Origin of the sequence: Shewanella sp. FDAARGOS_354 (assembly GCF_002209245.2) — a bacterium.
GTDB classification, from domain to species: domain Bacteria; phylum Pseudomonadota; class Gammaproteobacteria; order Enterobacterales; family Shewanellaceae; genus Shewanella; species Shewanella xiamenensis.
In genome coordinates, this window is sequence record NZ_CP022089.2 from 146013 (window position 1) to 165555 (window position 19543).

The 19543-nt window shown below is 42.5% G+C and carries 14 protein-coding genes and 2 pseudogenes; 7 read left to right on the forward strand and 9 right to left on the reverse strand.

What is annotated here, in order from left to right; translation table 11 throughout:
- Positions 1 to 61 precede the first annotated feature (61 nt).
- From CEQ32_RS00765 to CEQ32_RS00775, 3 genes and pseudogenes are all read left to right on the forward strand, one after another.
- Positions 62 to 1211, forward strand: a pseudogene (locus tag CEQ32_RS00765) (IS3-like element ISShes1 family transposase).
- A gap of 30 nt (positions 1212 to 1241) precedes the next feature.
- Positions 1242 to 1793, forward strand: a pseudogene (locus CEQ32_RS00770) (dTDP-glucose 4,6-dehydratase); the annotation flags it as partial.
- 71 nt (positions 1794 to 1864) lie between these two features.
- On the forward strand, positions 1865 to 2041 hold the full coding sequence (locus CEQ32_RS00775) for a tyrosine-type recombinase/integrase (RefSeq protein ID WP_205403037.1): 177 nt from the start codon (positions 1865 to 1867) through the stop codon (positions 2039 to 2041).
- A 77-nt stretch (positions 2042 to 2118) separates the two neighbouring features.
- Here the strand turns inward: CEQ32_RS00775 and CEQ32_RS22900 are convergent, their stop codons facing one another.
- The 7 genes from CEQ32_RS22900 to CEQ32_RS00805 all read right to left on the reverse strand — a co-directional run bounded on the left by CEQ32_RS22900 (position 2119) and on the right by CEQ32_RS00805 (position 11128).
- Positions 2119 to 2283 carry a hypothetical protein gene (locus tag CEQ32_RS22900; RefSeq protein ID WP_014610884.1) on the reverse strand — a complete coding sequence of 55 codons (165 nt, stop codon included), beginning with the start codon at positions 2281 to 2283 and terminating at the stop codon, positions 2119 to 2121.
- A 21-nt stretch (positions 2284 to 2304) separates the two neighbouring features.
- Positions 2305 to 3030, reverse strand: coding sequence for a zeta toxin family protein (locus CEQ32_RS00780; RefSeq protein ID WP_088585328.1), 726 nt, complete (start codon positions 3028 to 3030; stop codon positions 2305 to 2307).
- A 73-nt stretch (positions 3031 to 3103) separates the two neighbouring features.
- Positions 3104 to 4270: a tyrosine-type recombinase/integrase gene (locus tag CEQ32_RS00785; protein ID WP_088585329.1), complete on the reverse strand. Its 1167-nt coding sequence runs from the start codon at positions 4268 to 4270 to the stop codon at positions 3104 to 3106.
- 413 nt (positions 4271 to 4683) lie between these two features.
- Positions 4684 to 6198, reverse strand: a complete 1515-nt coding sequence (locus CEQ32_RS00790; RefSeq protein WP_088585330.1) for a hypothetical protein — start codon at positions 6196 to 6198, stop codon at positions 4684 to 4686.
- 7 nt (positions 6199 to 6205) lie between these two features.
- A complete protein-coding gene (locus CEQ32_RS00795) occupies positions 6206 to 9154 on the reverse strand; it encodes a hypothetical protein (protein ID WP_088585331.1) in 2949 nt (982 codons plus the stop codon).
- Positions 9147 to 10757 carry a site-specific integrase gene (locus CEQ32_RS00800; protein WP_088585332.1) on the reverse strand — a complete coding sequence of 537 codons (1611 nt, stop codon included), beginning with the start codon at positions 10755 to 10757 and terminating at the stop codon, positions 9147 to 9149. The genes CEQ32_RS00795 and CEQ32_RS00800 overlap by 8 nt, the downstream gene beginning before the upstream one ends.
- Positions 10757 to 11128: a hypothetical protein gene (locus tag CEQ32_RS00805; RefSeq protein ID WP_086904845.1), complete on the reverse strand. Its 372-nt coding sequence runs from the start codon at positions 11126 to 11128 to the stop codon at positions 10757 to 10759. The genes CEQ32_RS00800 and CEQ32_RS00805 overlap by 1 nt, the downstream gene beginning before the upstream one ends.
- Before the next feature lie 286 nt (positions 11129 to 11414).
- Between CEQ32_RS00805 and CEQ32_RS00810 the strand changes: the two genes are divergently transcribed.
- Positions 11415 to 12623 (forward strand): IS4-like element IS10A family transposase, encoded by a 1209-nt coding sequence (locus tag CEQ32_RS00810; RefSeq protein WP_001206290.1) that lies wholly within the window; start codon positions 11415 to 11417, stop codon positions 12621 to 12623.
- 535 nt (positions 12624 to 13158) lie between these two features.
- Here CEQ32_RS00810 and CEQ32_RS00815 read toward each other — a convergent pair.
- Together CEQ32_RS00815 and CEQ32_RS00820 are read right to left on the reverse strand one after the other, a co-directional pair.
- Positions 13159 to 13533 (reverse strand): hypothetical protein, encoded by a 375-nt coding sequence (locus tag CEQ32_RS00815; RefSeq protein WP_088585333.1) that lies wholly within the window; start codon positions 13531 to 13533, stop codon positions 13159 to 13161.
- 327 nt (positions 13534 to 13860) lie between these two features.
- Entirely contained in the window at positions 13861 to 14493 is a 633-nt protein-coding gene (locus CEQ32_RS00820; RefSeq protein ID WP_088585334.1) for a hypothetical protein, read from the reverse strand.
- Between the two features lie 952 nt (positions 14494 to 15445).
- Here CEQ32_RS00820 and CEQ32_RS00830 point away from each other — a divergent pair.
- The 3 genes from CEQ32_RS00830 to CEQ32_RS00840 all read left to right on the forward strand — a co-directional run bounded on the left by CEQ32_RS00830 (position 15446) and on the right by CEQ32_RS00840 (position 19432).
- Positions 15446 to 16657 (forward strand): IS256 family transposase, encoded by a 1212-nt coding sequence (locus CEQ32_RS00830; RefSeq protein ID WP_088585336.1) that lies wholly within the window; start codon positions 15446 to 15448, stop codon positions 16655 to 16657.
- Between the two features lie 170 nt (positions 16658 to 16827).
- Entirely contained in the window at positions 16828 to 18039 is a 1212-nt protein-coding gene (locus CEQ32_RS00835) for an NnrS family protein (protein ID WP_086904808.1), read from the forward strand.
- Positions 18023 to 19432 (forward strand): ammonia-forming cytochrome c nitrite reductase subunit c552, encoded by a 1410-nt coding sequence (locus CEQ32_RS00840; protein WP_086904809.1) that lies wholly within the window; start codon positions 18023 to 18025, stop codon positions 19430 to 19432. Before CEQ32_RS00835 ends, CEQ32_RS00840 begins: the two co-directional genes overlap by 17 nt.
- Positions 19433 to 19543: the final 111 nt, after the last annotated feature.

Sequence of the window (19543 nt, forward strand, 5' to 3'; positions counted from 1 at the left end):
GATCTGATCCAATACTTTTGGACACCACGCTAAGTGAGTAAAATGACTTAACGAGGTGAATATGACAACCCAAAAGACCCGCAAGACTCACACTGCTGAATTTAAAGCAGAAGCCCTTAAACTAGCCGAACGTGTCGGTGTTGCTGAAGCGGCTAGGCAACTCAAAATCTACGAATCACAACTTTATAACTGGCGCTCTGCCATTGAAAAGAAATCGACAACCAGCCAACGCGAAGCAGAACTTGCTGCTGAAGTTGCCAAGTTAAAACGCCAGTTAGCTGACCAAGCCGAGGATTTAGCCATCCTAAAAAAGGCGGCCACCTACTTCGCGAAGAATCAAAAGTAAACCGATTCGAATTTATGCTCGAACACCAGCACCAGTTCCGCCTAAAACCAATGGCGGCGGTGCTTGGCGTGACGCGAAGTGGGTATTATGCCTGGCGAAAATCAAGCAAAGAACCGAGTGCGCGCTTGCTCAAACAGCACAGCCGTGATGAGCAAATCAAAGCTTTTTTGTCCAGAGCAAAGAGCGCTCAGGCGCTCGGCGTATTCAAGCCGACCTCGCGGAGGATGGGGAATGCGCTGATCTGAAAACCATTATGAACAGCATGACAAGGCAGAATTTAGTGGCTAAAGCTGCGCGTAAATTCAAAACCACAACCGATAGCGATCACCAGCTTCCGGTAGCGCCAAACCTATTGGAGCAGAACTTCGATGCCACTGGCCCGAACCAAAAATGGGTCGGTGATATCACGTATCTGATGACAAGCGAAGGCTGGCTGTATCTGGCGGTGATTATTGATTTGTACTCGCGAGCTGTGATTGGCTGGTCAATGAATAATCGTATGACGGCTCAGTTGGCTTGTGATGCACTGACTATGGCATTGTTCCGCCGTGGGTTCCCGAAAAATGTAATTGTTCACAGCGACCGCGGTAGCCAATATTGTTCACATGCCTATCGAAATCTGATTGAAAAACATTAACTTACCAAAAGTATGAGCCGCAAAGCCTGCTGCTGGGACAATGCCTGTGCAGAGAGCTTCTTCCATTCACTGAAGGTTGAGGCGATTCAGTACGAGCCAATCATGGACCGGGAAACCATGCGACAGACCGTTTTTGAATACATAGAAGTTGATTACAACAAAACCAGAAGGCATAGTTCACTTGGCTATTTAAGCCCTGAGAATTTTGAACTGAAACACAGTGCTTAGTTAAGTGTCCAGAGTTAGCGGATCAGATCAAGTTCTTCTTATTCTGCCAGCAAGGCATCGGCGGACCATCTTGTTCGCGCCTGGCATCGTACCTATGGTTTACCGATAGTTATTACTAACTGCTCTAATAACTATGGCCCTTTTCAATACCCTGAAAAGCTGATCCCTTTAATGGTGAATAATGCGTTATTGGGAAAACCACTGCCCGTTTACGGCAATGGCCAGCAGGTGCTGGATTGGTTGTATGTGGATGATCATGTTAAGGCGTTATTTTTAGTCGCCACTGAAGGGCAACTAGGGGAAACCTATAATATTGGAGGCTCAAATGAATACACTAATCTTGCTGTGGTGCAGCGAATTTGCGATCTCTTAGAAGAGTTAGTGCCCACTCATCCGCAGTCTCTGACAATGAGTGGCATGGGGTTTCGTGATTTAATACAACATGTTGCTGATCGTCCAGGCCATGATGTGCGCTACGCCATTGACGCGAGTAAAATTCAACGTGAATTAGGTTGGCAACCACTCGAATCCTTTGATTCAGGCCTTAGGAAAACGGTCGAGTGGATAGTGCAAGCGGTCTAAAAAACACCGCGTAATTGATGTCAGAGTACTTTTAGGATCTAATTTAATTTGATAAACCTGGTGCATGTAATTTGTATCGACATACCACCGCTACCGTAATGTCAGAAAATGGTGCCGACATTCGCTATATCCAAGAGCAGCTAGGCCATGCAGATATTTCGACAACACAAGTCTATACCCAGGTGACGATTGGTAAGCTAAAGGAGGTTTATCATCATACGCACCCTGCAGCACGAGAGGGGGAATGAATCTTGAAGAGTGTTGGTGATGATGCAGAGGAAATAGGAAAAGCCCCTAACGGGGCTTTATTCACAAAACCAATGAATTACACTGCCATGGATTTGGCTTCAATAATCATTTTATTCTGTGACTCAGTCGCTTTCTTGATAACTTGAGTATACACACGTTTTTTCTCTGCTGAACTTGCGTTCATAACAAAGGCTGAAAGCTTGGATGTAGTAACGTTAATTTTAGCTGTATTGGTCGACATAGATTTCTCACATAAAACAGCCTAAAAAATAGGCTCAGGTGGCAAGTTTAGCAGTCTTATTAATTCTGTGCGAGAGTATTTTTTCTTTATATGATGCTGAACATCCGTAATGTTATCATGGTAAATACGAGTGCTACCATCATTGTTCTTTATCAGTAAATCTATCTTGATTGCCGCGCCATATTTGGCTTTGACTTGCCGGACTACCTCTTGCGAATTTAAGAATTGATCGATAAATGTAGTAGGTAAAATGCGTCTGCCTTCAAGCTTTTCTCTTGCTTGGACAAACTCCCAGGCTAGTGTAGGTTCTTGATAAAAAAAGATGATGAGCACGGCTCGATTTCGCTTTAGTGAGCGCTCGATATTTTTACAAGCGATATCAAAGTTTGAAAAAGTACCATCTAAGATGAAACTTTGGTTGTTGTTAAAAATTCTGTCTAGGGTTCGTTCAACAATAAGGCTGACAGCTTTCTGAAAGAGGAATGAATTTTCACCAGTGTACTCTTGGAAGAAGACTCTTAGCTCATCAGGGTCAAGCCTAATAATTCCCGTTTCATCAAACATTTCAAGAAACGCTTTTGAAGCTTCGGTTTTTCCAGCGCCAGGAGAGCCGCACATAAAAATAGACACAGGTTGTTGATCAGCTGGAAACTTGTCCAAATCGGTCAGTTCTCGAGCTATCCGAGTACTATTTGCTTTCGCATAGGTGACCGCTTGAGTTTCAATTTCTGTTTCTTGCTCTGTCATAGTCAGTGATAACGTTACCAGATTTAAACAACATGATATCAGCCAACTCAAGTTGAGTATAACTTACGGGGTTTTACAGCATGTTTTCGTTGCGCATGAGTTTATCAAATGCGTTGCCATCGCTTCGAGATGCGTTTGCAACATAAGGTGCATAGACATCAAATAATAACCGAGTATCACTGTGGCCAAGCATTTGTGAGATATACAGTGGATTTTCTAGGGCTGCGATATGCAGCACTGCCGCGGTGTGACGAGTTTCATAAGCTCGTCGACGTTTCAGTCCCGCTTTAATGAGTGTCGGGTACCATAATTTTTTGCTAACAAAATGGGTATCCAGTGGCGCATCTGATTTGCCAGTAAACACAAAGCCTGACTCTGACAATGCCAAATTTTTAATGCGTTTAAAGGCATCGTATACCGTGTCACACATCTTAAGATCACGCCTAGATTTTGGTGTTTTCACATCACATACTTCACCATTCACCCAGTTTTGCCGTATGCGAATTAAGCGGTGATTAAAATCAACATGTTGCCACTCTAATCCATGTATTTCACAGCTGCGCATGCCGGTCCAAAACCGAATGATGAAGTAATCTTTCCATTCGGGAGGGACGTGGGATAGGAAAAGTTTAACCTCCTTTATCGTCATCGGATGAGACTCAGCCTTTTCTTCTTTAAGTGAGCGATAGCGCCTCAATGGGTATTCAAATTTATATTCTTCTGCCGCGAGGCTTACCATGGAGACGATGGGCCACAGTAAGTTATTAATGCGCCGATTAGATAATTGCCGGGTATTATCTGCCTTTACCATTTGCATTAACTGCTGACGATAAAAATCGATCTGCGATAGGGTGATCTCATTCATCAATGTATTGCCAAATTGTGGGATCAGATACTTATCTAAAACGTTTTGCATGGTGTTTCTATAGCTATTTTTCCACGTCGCCTTTTTGCGTTCAAACCACTGATAAGCAAAATCATTGAAAAATGGATATTCACGATCAGGATGTTTTTCACGCTGCAACTGCTCAAATTGAGTGACTTTTTTACTTTTGGGAAAATAGTCACGGTATTGAAAGCAGCCTAAGTCCATCTCAGCGTTCATTTTTTTGAGCGTAGTTTTGGCAGTAGCAAGGTTTTTAGGTGTGGCCAGCATTTTTGTGCCTTCACGAAAACGGCAGCCATAAAGATGCATGTCGAACTGAATACGCCCATTGGGGCGCACACGAATATGAGCCATAGGTGGCCTCCATCAAATAGCACTGTCCCTATCCGATGGAATTCGTTAGAATTTCGCAATCGGCTGGGTCTGTGTTAATAGCTAGTGCAGCCGGTACGGGGGAGAGTGGTTGCAGCCGCTCTCTCCCAACTGCTTATTTATTAGGTTAACCGCACTTTTACATCGCGCAACTCAACCTGAAATGTCCCTTTCCAATAGTTGCAGTTTGCCAACTATTGGTTAAAAACACACCTATCAATATAACCAATACTGTTTATTTGTCCAGTGGTTTATTTTAAATTGCTGTGCTTTTTAAATTGACCATTTACCAATGAAAATTGTTGAGCATTTTAGCGTAAGCTTGTTGCCGTCATTTACCCCACTTCACACACAACCACACGCAACCGTATTCAGTTTACTGTTTGAGAGCTTACTTAATCATCGGCAAACCCATATTCATCGATATTGGCTAAATCGCCACTGTTTTCTGTGATGTTTTCGGAATGCTTATTGTTCGGTTTAGGTGCTAAATCAGGATAAGTCGTTGGCGAATAAACACGAGCGTTCTTGAGTTTATCTTCTGTTTGGGTTTCTGTCGTGTCGGTGTATTGCGCATGCGACTCTATGTCATTAACTGGAGTATCAATTTCGTCTGGCACATCGCTTGGTTGTTCGGCAAACAAATCGAGTTCTCCTTGGCGCGATGGCGGCAAAATGTAGCGGTCATCGTAAGTGTTCAGGTACTCGTTTTTCAATTTTTGATATGCAGCTAACTGTGATTGTTCTGATACTAAGTTAAGGCTATCAAACGGTGAAATATCTTCTGGTTTATCAAAGAAATTGAGTTTCAGTTCACCATTTTGATTTTGAGTTAACGTAATGCGGATCTCGCCTCCTTTAGCAAAAATTTTTAATTTCATGTCTTTGAGAGTACGAGGCGAATAGGAAAATAATAATGCGTTGTGATTATGAAGGTGTTTAACGCTGACTTCGCGAATGAACTCCCGACGTCCGGGCAACATGCATGAGAATAACCTGTTGCTGTCAAACAGTAGCATCGCAGTATTGAGCGATCTAACGCTGGTTTCTTTTAAGATCATGTTATTTAACTGTTTGAAATCGTATAAATTAGATGCAAATTCAAGGAGTAACCTGCTTTCCTGAGCTATTTTTCGATGAAATTGCTCTATGCCTTCCAGAGAGATACTTTGCGTGTGCTGGTCAGTTTTAAACGTGAGTAGTTCTCCTTCTAAGCTAAACGCTATGCTGCCTGTTTCAGAGTTCATGTACAGCGTTTTAAGCGTTTGGCTTGCGGCTTCAGTCAAGGGGAGGGTATGAGGTAAGTCGATATTGTCTTGTAATCGTTTGGTCGTGACTTCACCATTTTTCTGGAAGCGGATCTCTTTTTCATTTTTTCTAAATTCAACAAAATCAAAAGGTATGAGTGAATTGGTTGAATTGATAATGTCAACAATCGAGCGTCTGTTCAGCTCATGATAAGCACGTTGAGTATTGGCCACCTGATATTGAATATGATTTTCATGAGCAGCGTCTAATTCAAAACGGGACATTGGGAAATGTATTGAATCATCAATCTTTTTGTCGTCTCTGAGTAATAAACAATACTCGATATTGATGTATTTGCCATTTTTGTACCTGAGCTCAAAAATATACTGATTGGCTAGGGTATTAAACTCTTGCTGTTGCTCTTTCATGCACATGAAAAAATCGAAAGGGATTGAGAATTCAGCATTCTTCAAACCATGGCCTTTTTCGAGAGGTATTTCAATTTGTCCATATTGACCAGGGGCACCACCAATAAGGAGCATACGGCTGTTATCGCTGTCGATAAACACACTGATACATGCATCCGAATGATGTTTGTCTAGTGCATTTATCATATTGATAAACAAGGGAGATTTTATTTTCGGGATTAATATCTTTGACATAATACACCTAGTTGTTCTGTTGAAAGTGTGAGAGATATAGCTGTGTTTGTTGAACGACAAATTGCAGATCCACTAACTTAGCGTGCTGCTTATGAGGGTTTAGTTTGGTTTCACTCAATTTGGGCGTCAGAGTGATGGTCAGTTCGCTTTGACCAACAGATTGTTTTTGAAGCGTTATTGTTTCACCCGATTGAGCAAAATGGTCTTTTAACCTGTTTAATAGAATGTCGATTTTTGTTTTTCTATTCACGGTTAACACAAAGCTGGGCGCTAACCAGCGCCACAGTGGCTGACGAAATACTGCTGCAAAATGTCGTGCATTTTTGACATTACACGCCAAGGTTAATGTTAATGCTGGATGTATGCCGTTGCTTAGCACGATTGCTGGCAAATTACTGAGTGCTGTGATTTGCGCTTTGGTCATTGGCAAGAATTGATATTTGCCTGGAGATTGCGAGATTTGGCTTAATAACGGCCAGTTAACCTCTTTTACTTTTCGCATTTCAAGAAATAGATATTGAAGAAAGTCATGAGAAATTTTGTTGGCGTTACCAAGCCATTTTTGATGATACTTGACGGTGTCTTGTGCAATCGAGACTGTATGAAAATCGCTGAGCGGCTTTTGGGCGACACTATTTTTATTCGTCTTAAATAGATGTTGTCTCAGTGCTGTCTCTGTGAGTAAGACGTGGTTTTGACGCTTCTGGTTAATGTCTTTTGCTTGGTAATCAGGGCTGATTAAAGCGAGTTGACGTGATAGATCATTTGAGTCGTTTTTTAACCCCAGCAAATATCGCAATTCACTATGCGAGAATTCTCGAGGCTGTGATTCACCAAAGCCTGGCCGATAGAATGGGTAAAGCCAGTCTATATCGTGCAGATAGGACCATCGAGTTGTTGCATAGTACTCGTGTCCGATTTGACGAGTCATTTCATCTAACAAAATCCCATCATTGCACAGTGAAAATGGTTGCCCTTCAAGCCAATAGTCAAATCGCGCAGCAAGCACGTCATCATGGAGTAAGCGTTTCATTTGCTCTGTATTCGTGGTTTGCTCTGGCGGCAGATTGTATGCAAGGTGCAGTGCTTGCAGCATAAATAAATGTACACCGCTATGACGCAGGTGATGAAACCGCGCTTGCTGGCCGCATATTGCTTTGATGCATTTAGTGGCAGGTAATAAGTATTGCAACTGCCGTGAATGGTATGGCTCTTCTGTGAAGCCGATCAAATGCTGGTGAGGTTCACAAAGTTCACTGTTTTTTATCACAATTCTGACTAGAATTGCGAATTCTTCCGGTATGACGGTATAGACAACGCGTGAATGTCTGCTTTTGGTCGTCCCCTCCTTAGTATTTGTGATATTGAAACGAAACAATTGTTTATTCGCTGGATCAACAAATACATCCTTTAAACGAAGACGCAGTAACTCTCCTCGGCGCAACATTGCGAAATAGCTGATAATGACAGTGACTGCGCAAAATAACCTCTGCAATAACCCCCCGGAGGGCGGCGCGATGAGCTTTGCGACGATTTCATGCAACTGTTCTATTGAGATCCGAAATGGATCAACACCTGGAGGGCTGAGTGGTGGTTCGAACTGGCTAATGTCTAAATGGTCTGTGAGTGATTGGTGACGCATAAAGCGAAAAAAATACAGCATGATCAGTTGCTCTGTTTCAGTCGCTAAATTGTCATAAATGTTGTGGCTCCATTGTTGTAGTAGTTCTTGGTCTATTGCTTGGTCATAACTGAGCGGGCTCGTGAGTTTTAATTGAATATTGCAGTATTTTTTGATGGTGCTGTCTGCGAGTTTTTGCTTTTTTACCCCACCGAAATTGATGAGTTCTAACGTGTATCGATAGAGCATTGTTGGCAGGATATTGTCTACAGGCCAATGACTAAGGTCATGGACACATTCTGTAATCTTATTGCGATTATTTTGCAGTTCGAGGTGCGGCCATTTCTTCGAGGCTTGATTGGCTTTAGGTATTGCGGTAACTGCCATTTCGTCATAATCGATGCCATAAATTCTCACTAATTGTCGTTGTTGGTCCTTCTTGTCAACCGAGACTAAAGGGGTTGCGACATGACGTTCTGGGTAACTAATATCTTTTAAGAATGTAGGAACGACATGATCGCGATAGTGCCAAACGGCTTGAAAAAGGTGCTGGTAATGACGAGAGACCTGAGTTGATATGGAGAATGACGTTAATAAGGTTTCTAATCTTTTTAGCAACTGCTTTTCAGTTAGCTTGCTATGCGAATATGCCTGATATTCCGTCAATGATTGATAGACAAATAAGGGCAGGTGATACCGGCTTGATTGCGGTAGATCGTCTTGGTTTGATGACTTGTCTAAGTGTTTGATATTCAGATATTTTTGTCTTTCAATATGCTGAATACTTTCTTTGTCGTTAATGATGTTGACGAGATGTGCAATGGTTAGTGGCGCAATTTCAAGTGCAATAATCAATGCCATAAACTCAGCTGACAGTGCGGAGCGCTGTTGCAAGAACTGAGCTTTGACGTTTTCATACTCTGCTTGCAGTTTAAATGCATCATTTGCTTGAGCGGTGATGCGTTCATACCATCTTAAATCAGGATCTGGCCAAGGCAGCTTTTCAACTCCAGGAGTTTGCCACTTCAGTACTTCTTTGAGGTAGACAATAATGGCTTCTAGCGCACTTTTATAGTGACGTTGCTTGCCTGTAGGAACCGAGCTAATGATTTTATTGATGACTTGTAAATCTTGAAGAGTGATTTCACGCCTTTGGGGTTGGCAGATTGATATGTTAGTCGGCTTTTGAGCTGAAAGGTTTGAGGCTTTGAGTGTTGGGTTCGGCCACTGGCTGATCACCCAGCTAATGGCATCTATGCCAGCGTTTGACAAGCCCTGACGTTGGTGATAATTGTAAATCTCAACAGGGTTTAATTTGTTGAATAAACTAGACATATTTCAACTCCTTTAACCCGTATCGAGCCGGCAGACTATCAAGAAATAAGTCTTGTTGTTTTATGCTTGCTGGAAATGTATGGTCACTGCCCAGATGTTCACCGTACTCCGCGTGTCCCATTAAGCGATCAATTTGGTGTGTTGTCAGTTTATGTATAATGCTGGTAGCGGCACTTTGCGCAAATTGATGACGCAACACATAGGGGACAATGCCATTGGCTCTTTGATGTAAAAATTGTCGCAGCGATTTTGCTGATATTGCAGTCGCTTGATTATTTGCATCATATAAACTCCATGCCCAGGGAAGAGCATTGCTCAAATTCAGCTTCAAACTGAGTTTTTGTTGCAGCGTGGTGTAATGCAGAATTTGTTGTCTCAGATAGTCACAAATTCTGATTTCGCGTTGAAAGCCTTTATCAGATACTGTCGTGCGGCGGTAATCATAGTGTGATTGTTTATTGATAGAGATAGCATGGGTAGGGCGCATGCCCGTAAGCAGTATAAATAACAGCGCAGTATGGTTAGCGCAGAGATTGTGATAATGAATTAAAGCGGCTTGACCAGCTTTGTTTTCAGGCTTAGATGAAGTTATCTCGTCATGAAGATGACGAAAAATCGCAACAATCTCACTCTCGGGTATAAGTCGACTACTGCCGTAGCACACAGACTCGTCTGCGTATTTTTCTAAGTCGTCACCAACCCATTTACTATGAAAACTCACACCCACTTTTGAGCTTGTAATGTCAGCAGGAATGTTTCTTTTGGCGTTATCATTTAATAGCGAAATGTTGGGAAGTGTGGCTTTACCTACTTTTGAACTCGACGAGAATGTGAGTGTCAGCAGTTTGCTCACACCTAGAGAGTTTGCATGAGTGAATAATCGACTGAGATACCGATCTTGTGCGTGAAATAGCTCAGCGCGAACTTGTTCACTGTTTTTTTGCTGATAAACCGCGGCATGGCGATGGTGCCGTATATCAGTAGGTAATAATAATGATTTAGTTAAACTAGACAGTTTATTATCTGTGCGAATACAACTTGTTATGTACTTAAAAAACAATTGCTTTCTTATTGCTGGAAAGTGTTCGATCTCAGCAGGTTTTCGCCATTTGGCCATGAGCAGATTAAGCAATTGTTGTTTTTCAGCTGCCGTTAGCCATGAAACGTTATAGCTGTGATTGCTAACGAAGGGTTTGAAAATGTGGATTAATCTATTAGGTATGGGTTGCCATTCGAATTTTTTCTCGCCGTTTTGAGTAATGGTTGCACGCGCGTAATAGGTCCAGGACTTGCCATCCTCAAACTTATGATTTTTGAATCGATGTGCTTCGCATGTATCACTGTTTTTCACTTTGTGGCAGTCGGGAATATCATCTACTGTGAGAGGCTTTTCATTGGCGTGCAGGAGAAAGTCATCTAACTGCTGAGTAAGCCATAAATACAACAAAACAACTAATAATTTGCCTGAGTTGGTTTCATGACTCTGTTTTTCGGCTTGGTAAAACATCTTCATTAACGCTGTGTTAGTACCGAGTCTATCGGGCATGACACCGCCGGAATTTTTTAGTCTATTACTTTTAGCATTAGCTTGTAGCTTTCCCATTACTCATATCCTTTTCCGATATCTGAGGTATGAATCGCACTGGGAGAGAGTTGCGTTAAGTGAGCTAGTTGCATTTTAGATACAACTGGGGATTCTGCTTGTTTTGCAGCTTGAATTTGATGAGCCTGCGTAATACGGCATCGTGCAGACTTTGGGTAAGATAATGAAGGTGTAAGCGTGTTTAATGTGCTGATGACATGTGGAATAGTGCTTTCATTTAACGCTACTTGAAGTGCAACAAAAGAGGCGGAGGTGCGGTTCTGCGGGACACACTGTTTAACCTTTTCATTTGCCAGCAGTCTCACAAGTGCTGGGTGTTGGTGCTGTGAAAATAAATTGGGCAGTACTTTTTTAGATTTCTCGATACTCATAACCAAGCTCCAACATTCAAGCCTTTAGATTAAATCACAAAAAAATGGTAAATATCGTCAATTCATGAACTAATTTCGTCGCCGGAATAATTTTTATTTATGTCTCTGTTTTCAAGTTTATGTTTTTAATTGGTCTATTGAGTGCATTTAAACCGTTGCATTAATTATGGCTACTAAATACTGAAGAATCCCCTGATGATTTACAAATAAATCATCAAATTAGGGTGGAAGCGCATCTTGTTGCATGATCAAATGGTTTCGCCAAAAACTACACTTGGACAACAAGATGCGCGAAGCCAATATCCTACAACATTCTTTACACCAATACTGCCCAGAACTTCACCTAAAACGATTAAACAGCTTGATGCTGGCCTCTAAGGCACTGATTGAATGTAAGACACTGACCTTGACTGAGTTAGGTCGAAATTTACCAACCACGGCCCGAACCAAGCACAACATCAAGCGCATTGATCGTTTGCTCGGCAACACGCATCTGCATCAAGAACGGTTAGCTGTCTACCAATGGCATGCCAGCCTCATCTGTTCTGGTAACCCTATGCCGATTGTGCTCGTCGATTGGTCAGACATCCGAGAGCATAAACGCATCATGGCTCTGCGCGCCTCAATAGCCTTCAATGGCCGCTCTATTACCCTGTATGAGAAGTCCTATCCCCTATCAGAACAATGCTCTAAGGCCTCCCACAACGGTTTTTTAGCGGACTTAGCCAAGATTTTACCTTTGCATGTTACCCCTCTCATCGTGACTGACGCGGGGTTCAAAGTGCCTTGGTACAAAGAGGTTGAGGCGCATGGTTGGTTTTGGCTAAGCCGTATTCGCGGTACAGTTCAATTTGCAGATATTGGCGCTGAAAATTGGCGTGCAGTTCGCAGTACACATGACTTGGCCAACGGTCAAGCGAAGAGCCTGGGTTGTAAGACCTTGACCAAAACTAACCCTATCAATTGCCATCTCACGCTTTATCGTAGCAAACCTAAGGGGCGTACAAATCAGCGTTCAACGAGGACTAATTGCCACCATCCATCGGCAAAAACGTACTCAACATCGGCGAAAGAGCCTTGGGTGTTAGCCAGCAATTTACCACCAGAATCTCGGAGCCCAAAGCAGCTGGTAAACCTGTACGCCAAACGTATGCAAATAGAGGAAACCTTTCGTGACCTCAAAAGCCCGGCATACGGCTTTGGCTTACGCCAAAGTCGTACCAACAGTCCAGAGCGATTCGACATCATCCTACTGATAGCGTTGATGGTTCAATGCCTGTTGTGGCTAGTTGGTTTACACGCACAGCAACAGGGCTGGGATAAGCATTTTCAGGCCAATACCATTGGGCATCGAACGGTACTCTCAACGATTCGCTTGGGATTGGAGGTACTCAGGCGGCCTGATTATCAAATCACGGAGAAAGAATTGCTGGCGGCCTGGGTATTATTCGCCAATCAGTTGCTCAAATATGGCTATGCTATGGCTGATTTATGAGGGGATCCTTCAGTACTAAATATTAATATGAGATTGCGTTGTTGCGCTACAGTTTTTTAATGTTTACGTAGATATAAATATGTTGTTTCCAGTTGTTGACACTATTTATTAGTTATATTCTGGTTTTAAGGGAGGCTATTTACCCCTTTATTTTATAAAATCCTGCCCGTCAGAGGAATAAGGTAATAAGCACGGCTTTAGTGAGTGTATTTGTACATCTTGAATCATCTGTTCTTGCTTGGGGATAGGCTAGGGTGCTGTTATTGGCTAGAAGTACTGAGGCAATTTACTCACATTGACTTCTACTTCTAGCGATCATTAAAATGGACTGTTATCTAATTTGTTAGGAGAGTTTTTGTTAAATAAAGTTTTGCAAGGTTACAAAATAAAGTTTCTCAAGGTCACAAAATAAAGTTTCTTAAGGTTACAGAATGTAAAGTATCGCTCTCAATTTTAAAGAACATTAAATGTAAAATACCTAATAGTGTAAGATGGACCAGATTGTTGTGGAAACGCTAAAGAAGAAAGGGCAAATTTAGAGTATAACTAACTGATCTATATGGACCATAACCATTTTTAAATGATTGATTTTTTCGTTGCAAATAACATCTATTGGCCTTGTGCCATTAAAAGGTTCATTATGATTAACCATGTTCATAAACCCATAAATATTTTCAGGGTTACTAAAAAGCACACTTAAACCAGCGTGAATATTCAGTATATAGCTGATCCTTTCGACTTGGTCTTGACTGAAGTTCACCTTTTCAATATCAAGGTTGTTATACTTTTCTGGCAACTTTAGCAAAGCCTGAATTTGCTGTTGGTTGCAGTTCCATTTTTTCAATATTAGCAAGGCAGCTCTCATGCCAATCCTTGCTGCGGTTGATTCGTTACAATTTATTTTTTGCATATTCTTTCCTCTGCATTTATCTAGTAGCTTGTTACGTTTTGACTTCTCCCCCAGCTAAAGCAAGGGAATTCTAAGAGCCATTACAGCTCAAAGACGAGGGCAGTGTTAAGCTGCTACCTTTTCTTCTGTAAGACGGTCTAGTCCGACCGCAAGAATGTGTTCGAAGCCTGTAAGCCCTGCTCTGGCATAGATGGGTATAACGCGCATAATTAAAATCACTGTTAAAATATACAGTGATTTTAGCAGTAAAAAGGAAAGACGCAACCTGGGGTTTATTTGCGGGCATAAAAAACGCAGCTTGGTTGATATCTTGCTGCGTTTAATTAACTAGGCATTGAGGTTCATACAGGAGATAACAAATACCCTGTCGCCATTGCCCCAAGCTATGGGGTCGTAATGCTCATAGAAGACATCCGAGTCAGAAATTTCGAAAATAACGGGCACCAGTTCATCATCAAGTTCGCTTAGAACGATGTAATAAACATGGCGATTATTCATTGAAATAGCTTCAAGAATGCGTCTTTCCCAAAATCTACGGCCGTCAGGTGTTTGGTCTTTATCAGTCACCATAATATTGTGTGTCTGTAAAAGATAAGCAAACACCTTTGAAGCAAAACCATTTAAAGCATTTTCATGATTCGGAGCAGCAGTTCTCCATACAAGCAACTGAGTCGCATTGGTAACGTTCAAATATGCGTTAGGCGTTTCGCGAACCAGCACTTTAACTTTGTAGACGGTTTCGCTATAAGTTGCGGTGTCAGCAATCAAGCAAATTGTGCGCTCATTGCCCTCATGGGTACCGCGAATCTTTGATTGAAGCAGCCGATACCCGTGTTGCACGACAAAGTTGGGCAATGCTAAGGGGGTAGGCTGATCGTGCAAGAACGCTTCGGTTTCCGATATGTTAGTCGGTAACCTTCTGAGTTTTTGCTCGAAGTCATCACTAAAGATTTTTGGCATTTTCTCTGATATTCCAGATTAGAAGTGTCGCACGTAATGCACAGATAAAGTATATCAGTGATTAATACTCTATCAAAGAGCAATGAATACGGTGTAAATCAGGGACAATTAGGGAAAAAACTCCCCTCAGTGAGGCAGGGTGAGATTATGCTTTGTAAATTCTGTTAACATTTAGCTATTTTGTTCTTAAGTCGACTTAATGCGAGATTATTGATTGATATAAATCATCCATAATCGAATGAAATTCGTTTGACTGGATAGGTTTGTTAACCAATTTAACAATGTATAATCCGGCCCTGGCTAAAGAGTAACCCATACTTGTTTGACATTGTGAATCAACATTTATTTCATCTGTCTTTAAAAAGTAGTGATGTAGTAGACGCTTCTGCCCTGTTCGATGGTTGTACTTAGATTGTCGCTAATGTTTAGTCATTTTGCATTAACGCTTATTGATGGTTGGAAGTTAGGGGGCATCCGTAACTCGATATCTTCAATTTTGGTAACATATTTACTAGATATTGGAGTGGCGTTGCTCGGTGTTTACCAAGGCTTTTCACCAATGGTAAGTGCAATCATGGTGGTATTAGAGGGAAACCTTATTGTTTTGCATTTTGGTCTGATTTGGTTACTGAATAAGTATAACAGTGGGTCGCCTTGAACACTGTTAATTGCTCGAAATTGAATCAAATGCTAAAATCTAAGGTAAGGACATCCTTATGAGTAACTACATAGTGTCACCTGAAACGTTTATTTTGTATTCATTAGCTGGTTTTTCTGTTGCGACTTTAATGCTCGTAGCAGTAGGTTGTTTCGCCATCAGGCAAGATAAAAACAAACAACCTAATAAATAACACAGTTATAAACAACTTACCCTTGAGGGACACTCCCTCAAGAGAGTGTAAAAAGAACTGTGTAAGTGGCATTCTATCCATGTATTTGAAAGGACATAAGAATGCCAGTATCAGACCAGCTTATCGACCAGTTATTAGCTGACTACAAATCCCCGGAAGACCTGCTTGGTGAGCAAGGTATCCTGAAGCAGTTAACCAAAAAGCTTGCTGAGCGTGCTCTTGAAGCCGAGATGGAGCAGCATCTTGGTTACGCCAAACATGATGCCGCCGGTAAAAACAGTGGCAATTCCCGCAACGGCAAAAGCCGTAAATCAGTGCGCAGCATTCACGGTGATATCGAGCTTGAAACACCGCGAGACCGTAATGGTAGCTTTGAGCCTAAGCTCATCAAGAAAGGCGAGAAACAGCTTGGTGGTTTCGATGAGCGTATTGTCTCGCTGTATGCCAGAGGCATGTCTACCCGTGATATCCAAGCCCACTTTGAAGAAGCTTATGGCGTTGAAGTCTCGCCGACTTTTATCTCACAGGTCACCAATGCCGTGCTGGATGAGGTGAAAGCCTGGCAGCAGCGGCCATTAGCGCCGGTATACCCGATAGTGTACCTGGACTGTTTGGTTGTGCGTAGCCGCGATTCCGGCAGCATCCAAAACAAATCCGTTTATTTGGCCCTTGGCGTGAACACTGATGGTGAGAAGGAGCTACTGGGCTTATGGATAGCACAAACCGAAGGCGCTAAGTTCTGGCTGTCGGTGATGAATGAGCTGAAAAACCGCGGTGTGGAAGATATCTTTATTGCTTGTGTTGATGGCCTAAAGGGCTTCCCAGATGCGATAGAAGCGGTTTACCCTAAAACGCAGGTACAGCTGTGCATCGTGCATCAAATCCGCAATAGCCTGCGCTTCGTCAGCTGGAAAGAGCGCAAAGCCGTCGCGGCAGACCTTAAAACCATTTATGGCGCAGCCACGTTGCAACAGGCTGAGCAGGCATTAGCGCAATTTGCTGAGACGTGGGATAACCAGCATCCAAGCATCAGCAAATCGTGGCGCGACAACTGGACAAGGCTTAGCGTGTTCTTCGACTATCCACCGGAGATACGAAAGGTGATCTACACCACCAATGCCATCGAATCGCTAAACGCCAGCCTGCGTCAGGTTACCAAAACCAGACGATCATTCCCAAGTGATGATGCGGTGCTGAAGTTGCTTTATCTGGCTTTACACCAGATTGCTAAAAAGTGGACAATGCCACTACGAGATTGGAAGCCTGCCATGACACAGTTTATGATCATGTACAGTGACCGTGTGTCGTTATGATCAACAGCCACTTACACAGAAAATTTTATAGTCTCTCCCTCAAGGGCGTGTGTTCCTCTAAATTTAGAGAGAAACACACGAACAATGATGCTTGGCCACATGGCATTAGTTCAATATCTCCAGAACTTCCCAATGCGTCTTATCTGTCGTCTGCAACTAGGGTGAAAACTATGCTAAATATTGATGATCCTACACAAACCGAACGAACTCATGCGTTATGGCGACTAGGCTTTAGACCTTTTTTTCTTGGGGGAGCAATATTAGCTGCGTTATATATCCCTTTGTGGTTACTAACTTGGTTTACTCCTCAATATAGTTTTTTTCCTTCATCTTTTTGGAGTAAAGTATTGCCGCTATGGTGGCATCCACATGAAATGTTGTTCGGTTTTGCAATCGCAATTGTCTGTGGTTTTTTACTTACTGCTGTTCAAAATTGGACAAATCAACCCACATTAAAGGGATGGCCACTTGCGTTGACCTTTAGTTGCTGGTTGCTGGCACGATTATTACTGTTACTCCCTATTCAAATTCCACTAATTTTGCCGGCATTATTTGATTCATTGTTCCTTGGTATGGCAAGCCTTACCCTATGGCGCTGCATTTATAAGGTGAAGCAATGGCGCAATATTGGTTTTCCGATTATGTTGTTTGCCGCACTCGTGATTAACAATGTCAGCTATTACGCTTTATTTGAACGCGACTTCATCCTTGCCAATCAAATTTGGCAGGCCATGTTATGGTGGTTAGCCTTACTTATCACCATAGTCGGTGGGCGTGTCATTCCATTCTTTACCGCGATGCGCATTAAGGCCACTAAAGCAGATCCCTTAACTTGGGTTGAATACCCGCTGATCCTGACGATGATCTTGCTCGTCATTCAATCACTCATCCACCTTATACCTCAGGAAGTCGAGCGAGGCTTACTACTCATTACAGGGCTCTTGCATCTAGTCCGATTTGTACGCTGGTTACCCCATAAAACACTGACGGAACCTATGCTGTGGTCCTTGCATCTTGCCTATTTAATGTTGCCACTTAGCCTGTTAGCCATGAGTTGGTATCTCGATAATGAATATGCCTATCGCAGCCTGCTTCACCTATTTGCTATTGGTTGTATGGCTACCCTGTGTCTTTCGATGATCTCCAGAGTGTCACTCGGGCACACAAGTCGAAATATTTATGAAGGCCCGAAAATGATCTTAGCATTTATCTGCCTACCATTAGCGGCAATGCTCAGGGCATTGATGCCCATCTGGTTTCCGGCCCACTCCCAAGTATGGTTATGGTTGGCTGGCACTTGCTGGTTTATCGCATTTGCACTGTTTGTATGGCACTATTTGCCAATACTCTCTCGCCCTCGTATTGATGGGCGCCCAGGTTAATATTGATGTTAGGACAAAAGGTTACAAAGTGAAAACTTATTTTAAAACAGTTACATTGCTAAAATTGATTTGCTTGTTCGTCATCACTACATGTACATCTGTAGCGGCTTCCGATACTAGCAATCAACAAAAATATCCTAACCAATATCAATCTTGGCAAGCCACCTCTGAACAAGTTGAACGCGAGGATATGCTCGCCAATTATCCCGCCAGCATCATACTCTGGGCAGGATCTTCCTATGCCAAAGAGTACCATAGCCCACGTGGACACCATTTTGCCGTTGCCGATGTGACGCATACTTTACGTACGGGTACGCCACCTAAAGCAGGAGAGAATGGGTTATCCGCCAGTTGTTGGACCTGCAAGACACCGGATGCCCCTAGATTGATTGAACAACTGGGATTTGAAGGATACTCCGCTAAAAACTTTACCGATCTGGGCAAAGAGATCCAAAGCGTAGTGTATTGCAGTGACTGCCATGAATCTGGCACTCATCAATTAGCCTTACCTCGCCCTCATGCGCAAGATGCGATGGCTAAAATTCATCTGCCATTCGATAAACAAGATATTAATATGCAAGGTGCGCAGGTTTGTGGTCAATGTCATGTCACTTACTATTTCCGTCCGGAAAAAAGTAATGTTGTCAACATTCCCTGGATATTTGGCAATACCGCTGATGATATTGAAAAATACTATGACACTCGCCGCTTCTTCGAATGGATCCATCCTCTTTCGAAAACGCCCATACTCAAAGCACGTCATCCTGAGTTTGAACACTGGAGTCGCAGTAAACATGCCGAAGTCGGTGTCACTTGCATTACCTGCCATATGCCTACCCAGCAGGATGCAAAAGGTGTTGAATTTACGAGCCATAAAGTTGATAAAGCTTTACCGCACTTTGATAGTAGCTGCAGCGGCTGCCATAGCAGCAAAACCAAAATCGAAACTAAACTCGCGGCGAATAAGTTAACTATTGAAACAAAAGCCCGCGAAGTGGAAGCTTTACTCGTCAAGGCTCATTACGAAGCCAAAGCAGCATGGGATGCCGGTGCTAAATGGGATAATATGAATGAGCCCATTATGGCGATACGACACAGTCAGTGGCGCTGGGACTTTGCCATGTCTTCACATGGTTTGTATGCACATAATCCACAAGAAGGTAAGCAGCTTTTAGATAAAGCCATTGAACAAGCGAACGAAGCACGTCATCTGCTCGCTGGAATATTGAAGCAACTTAACGTTACTCAAGTTAGCTATCCAGATATCAGTACTAAGGAAAAGGCCCATCAAGCAATAGGGTTAGTTGAGACTGATTTAATTAAAGAAAAACAAAAGTTTATTGAGAATGATGTTAAGAAACACTGGCAACCAGTTAGTCAATATGGTTATTAGTGAGATTTAGTATTGCTAGTAGGGCGTTCGGAATTCAGCATCAGGCTAAAATTAAATGTCTAAGCATGCTGTCTAAACGCCCTTTAATGTATTAGTTCAGACTAGATCTGA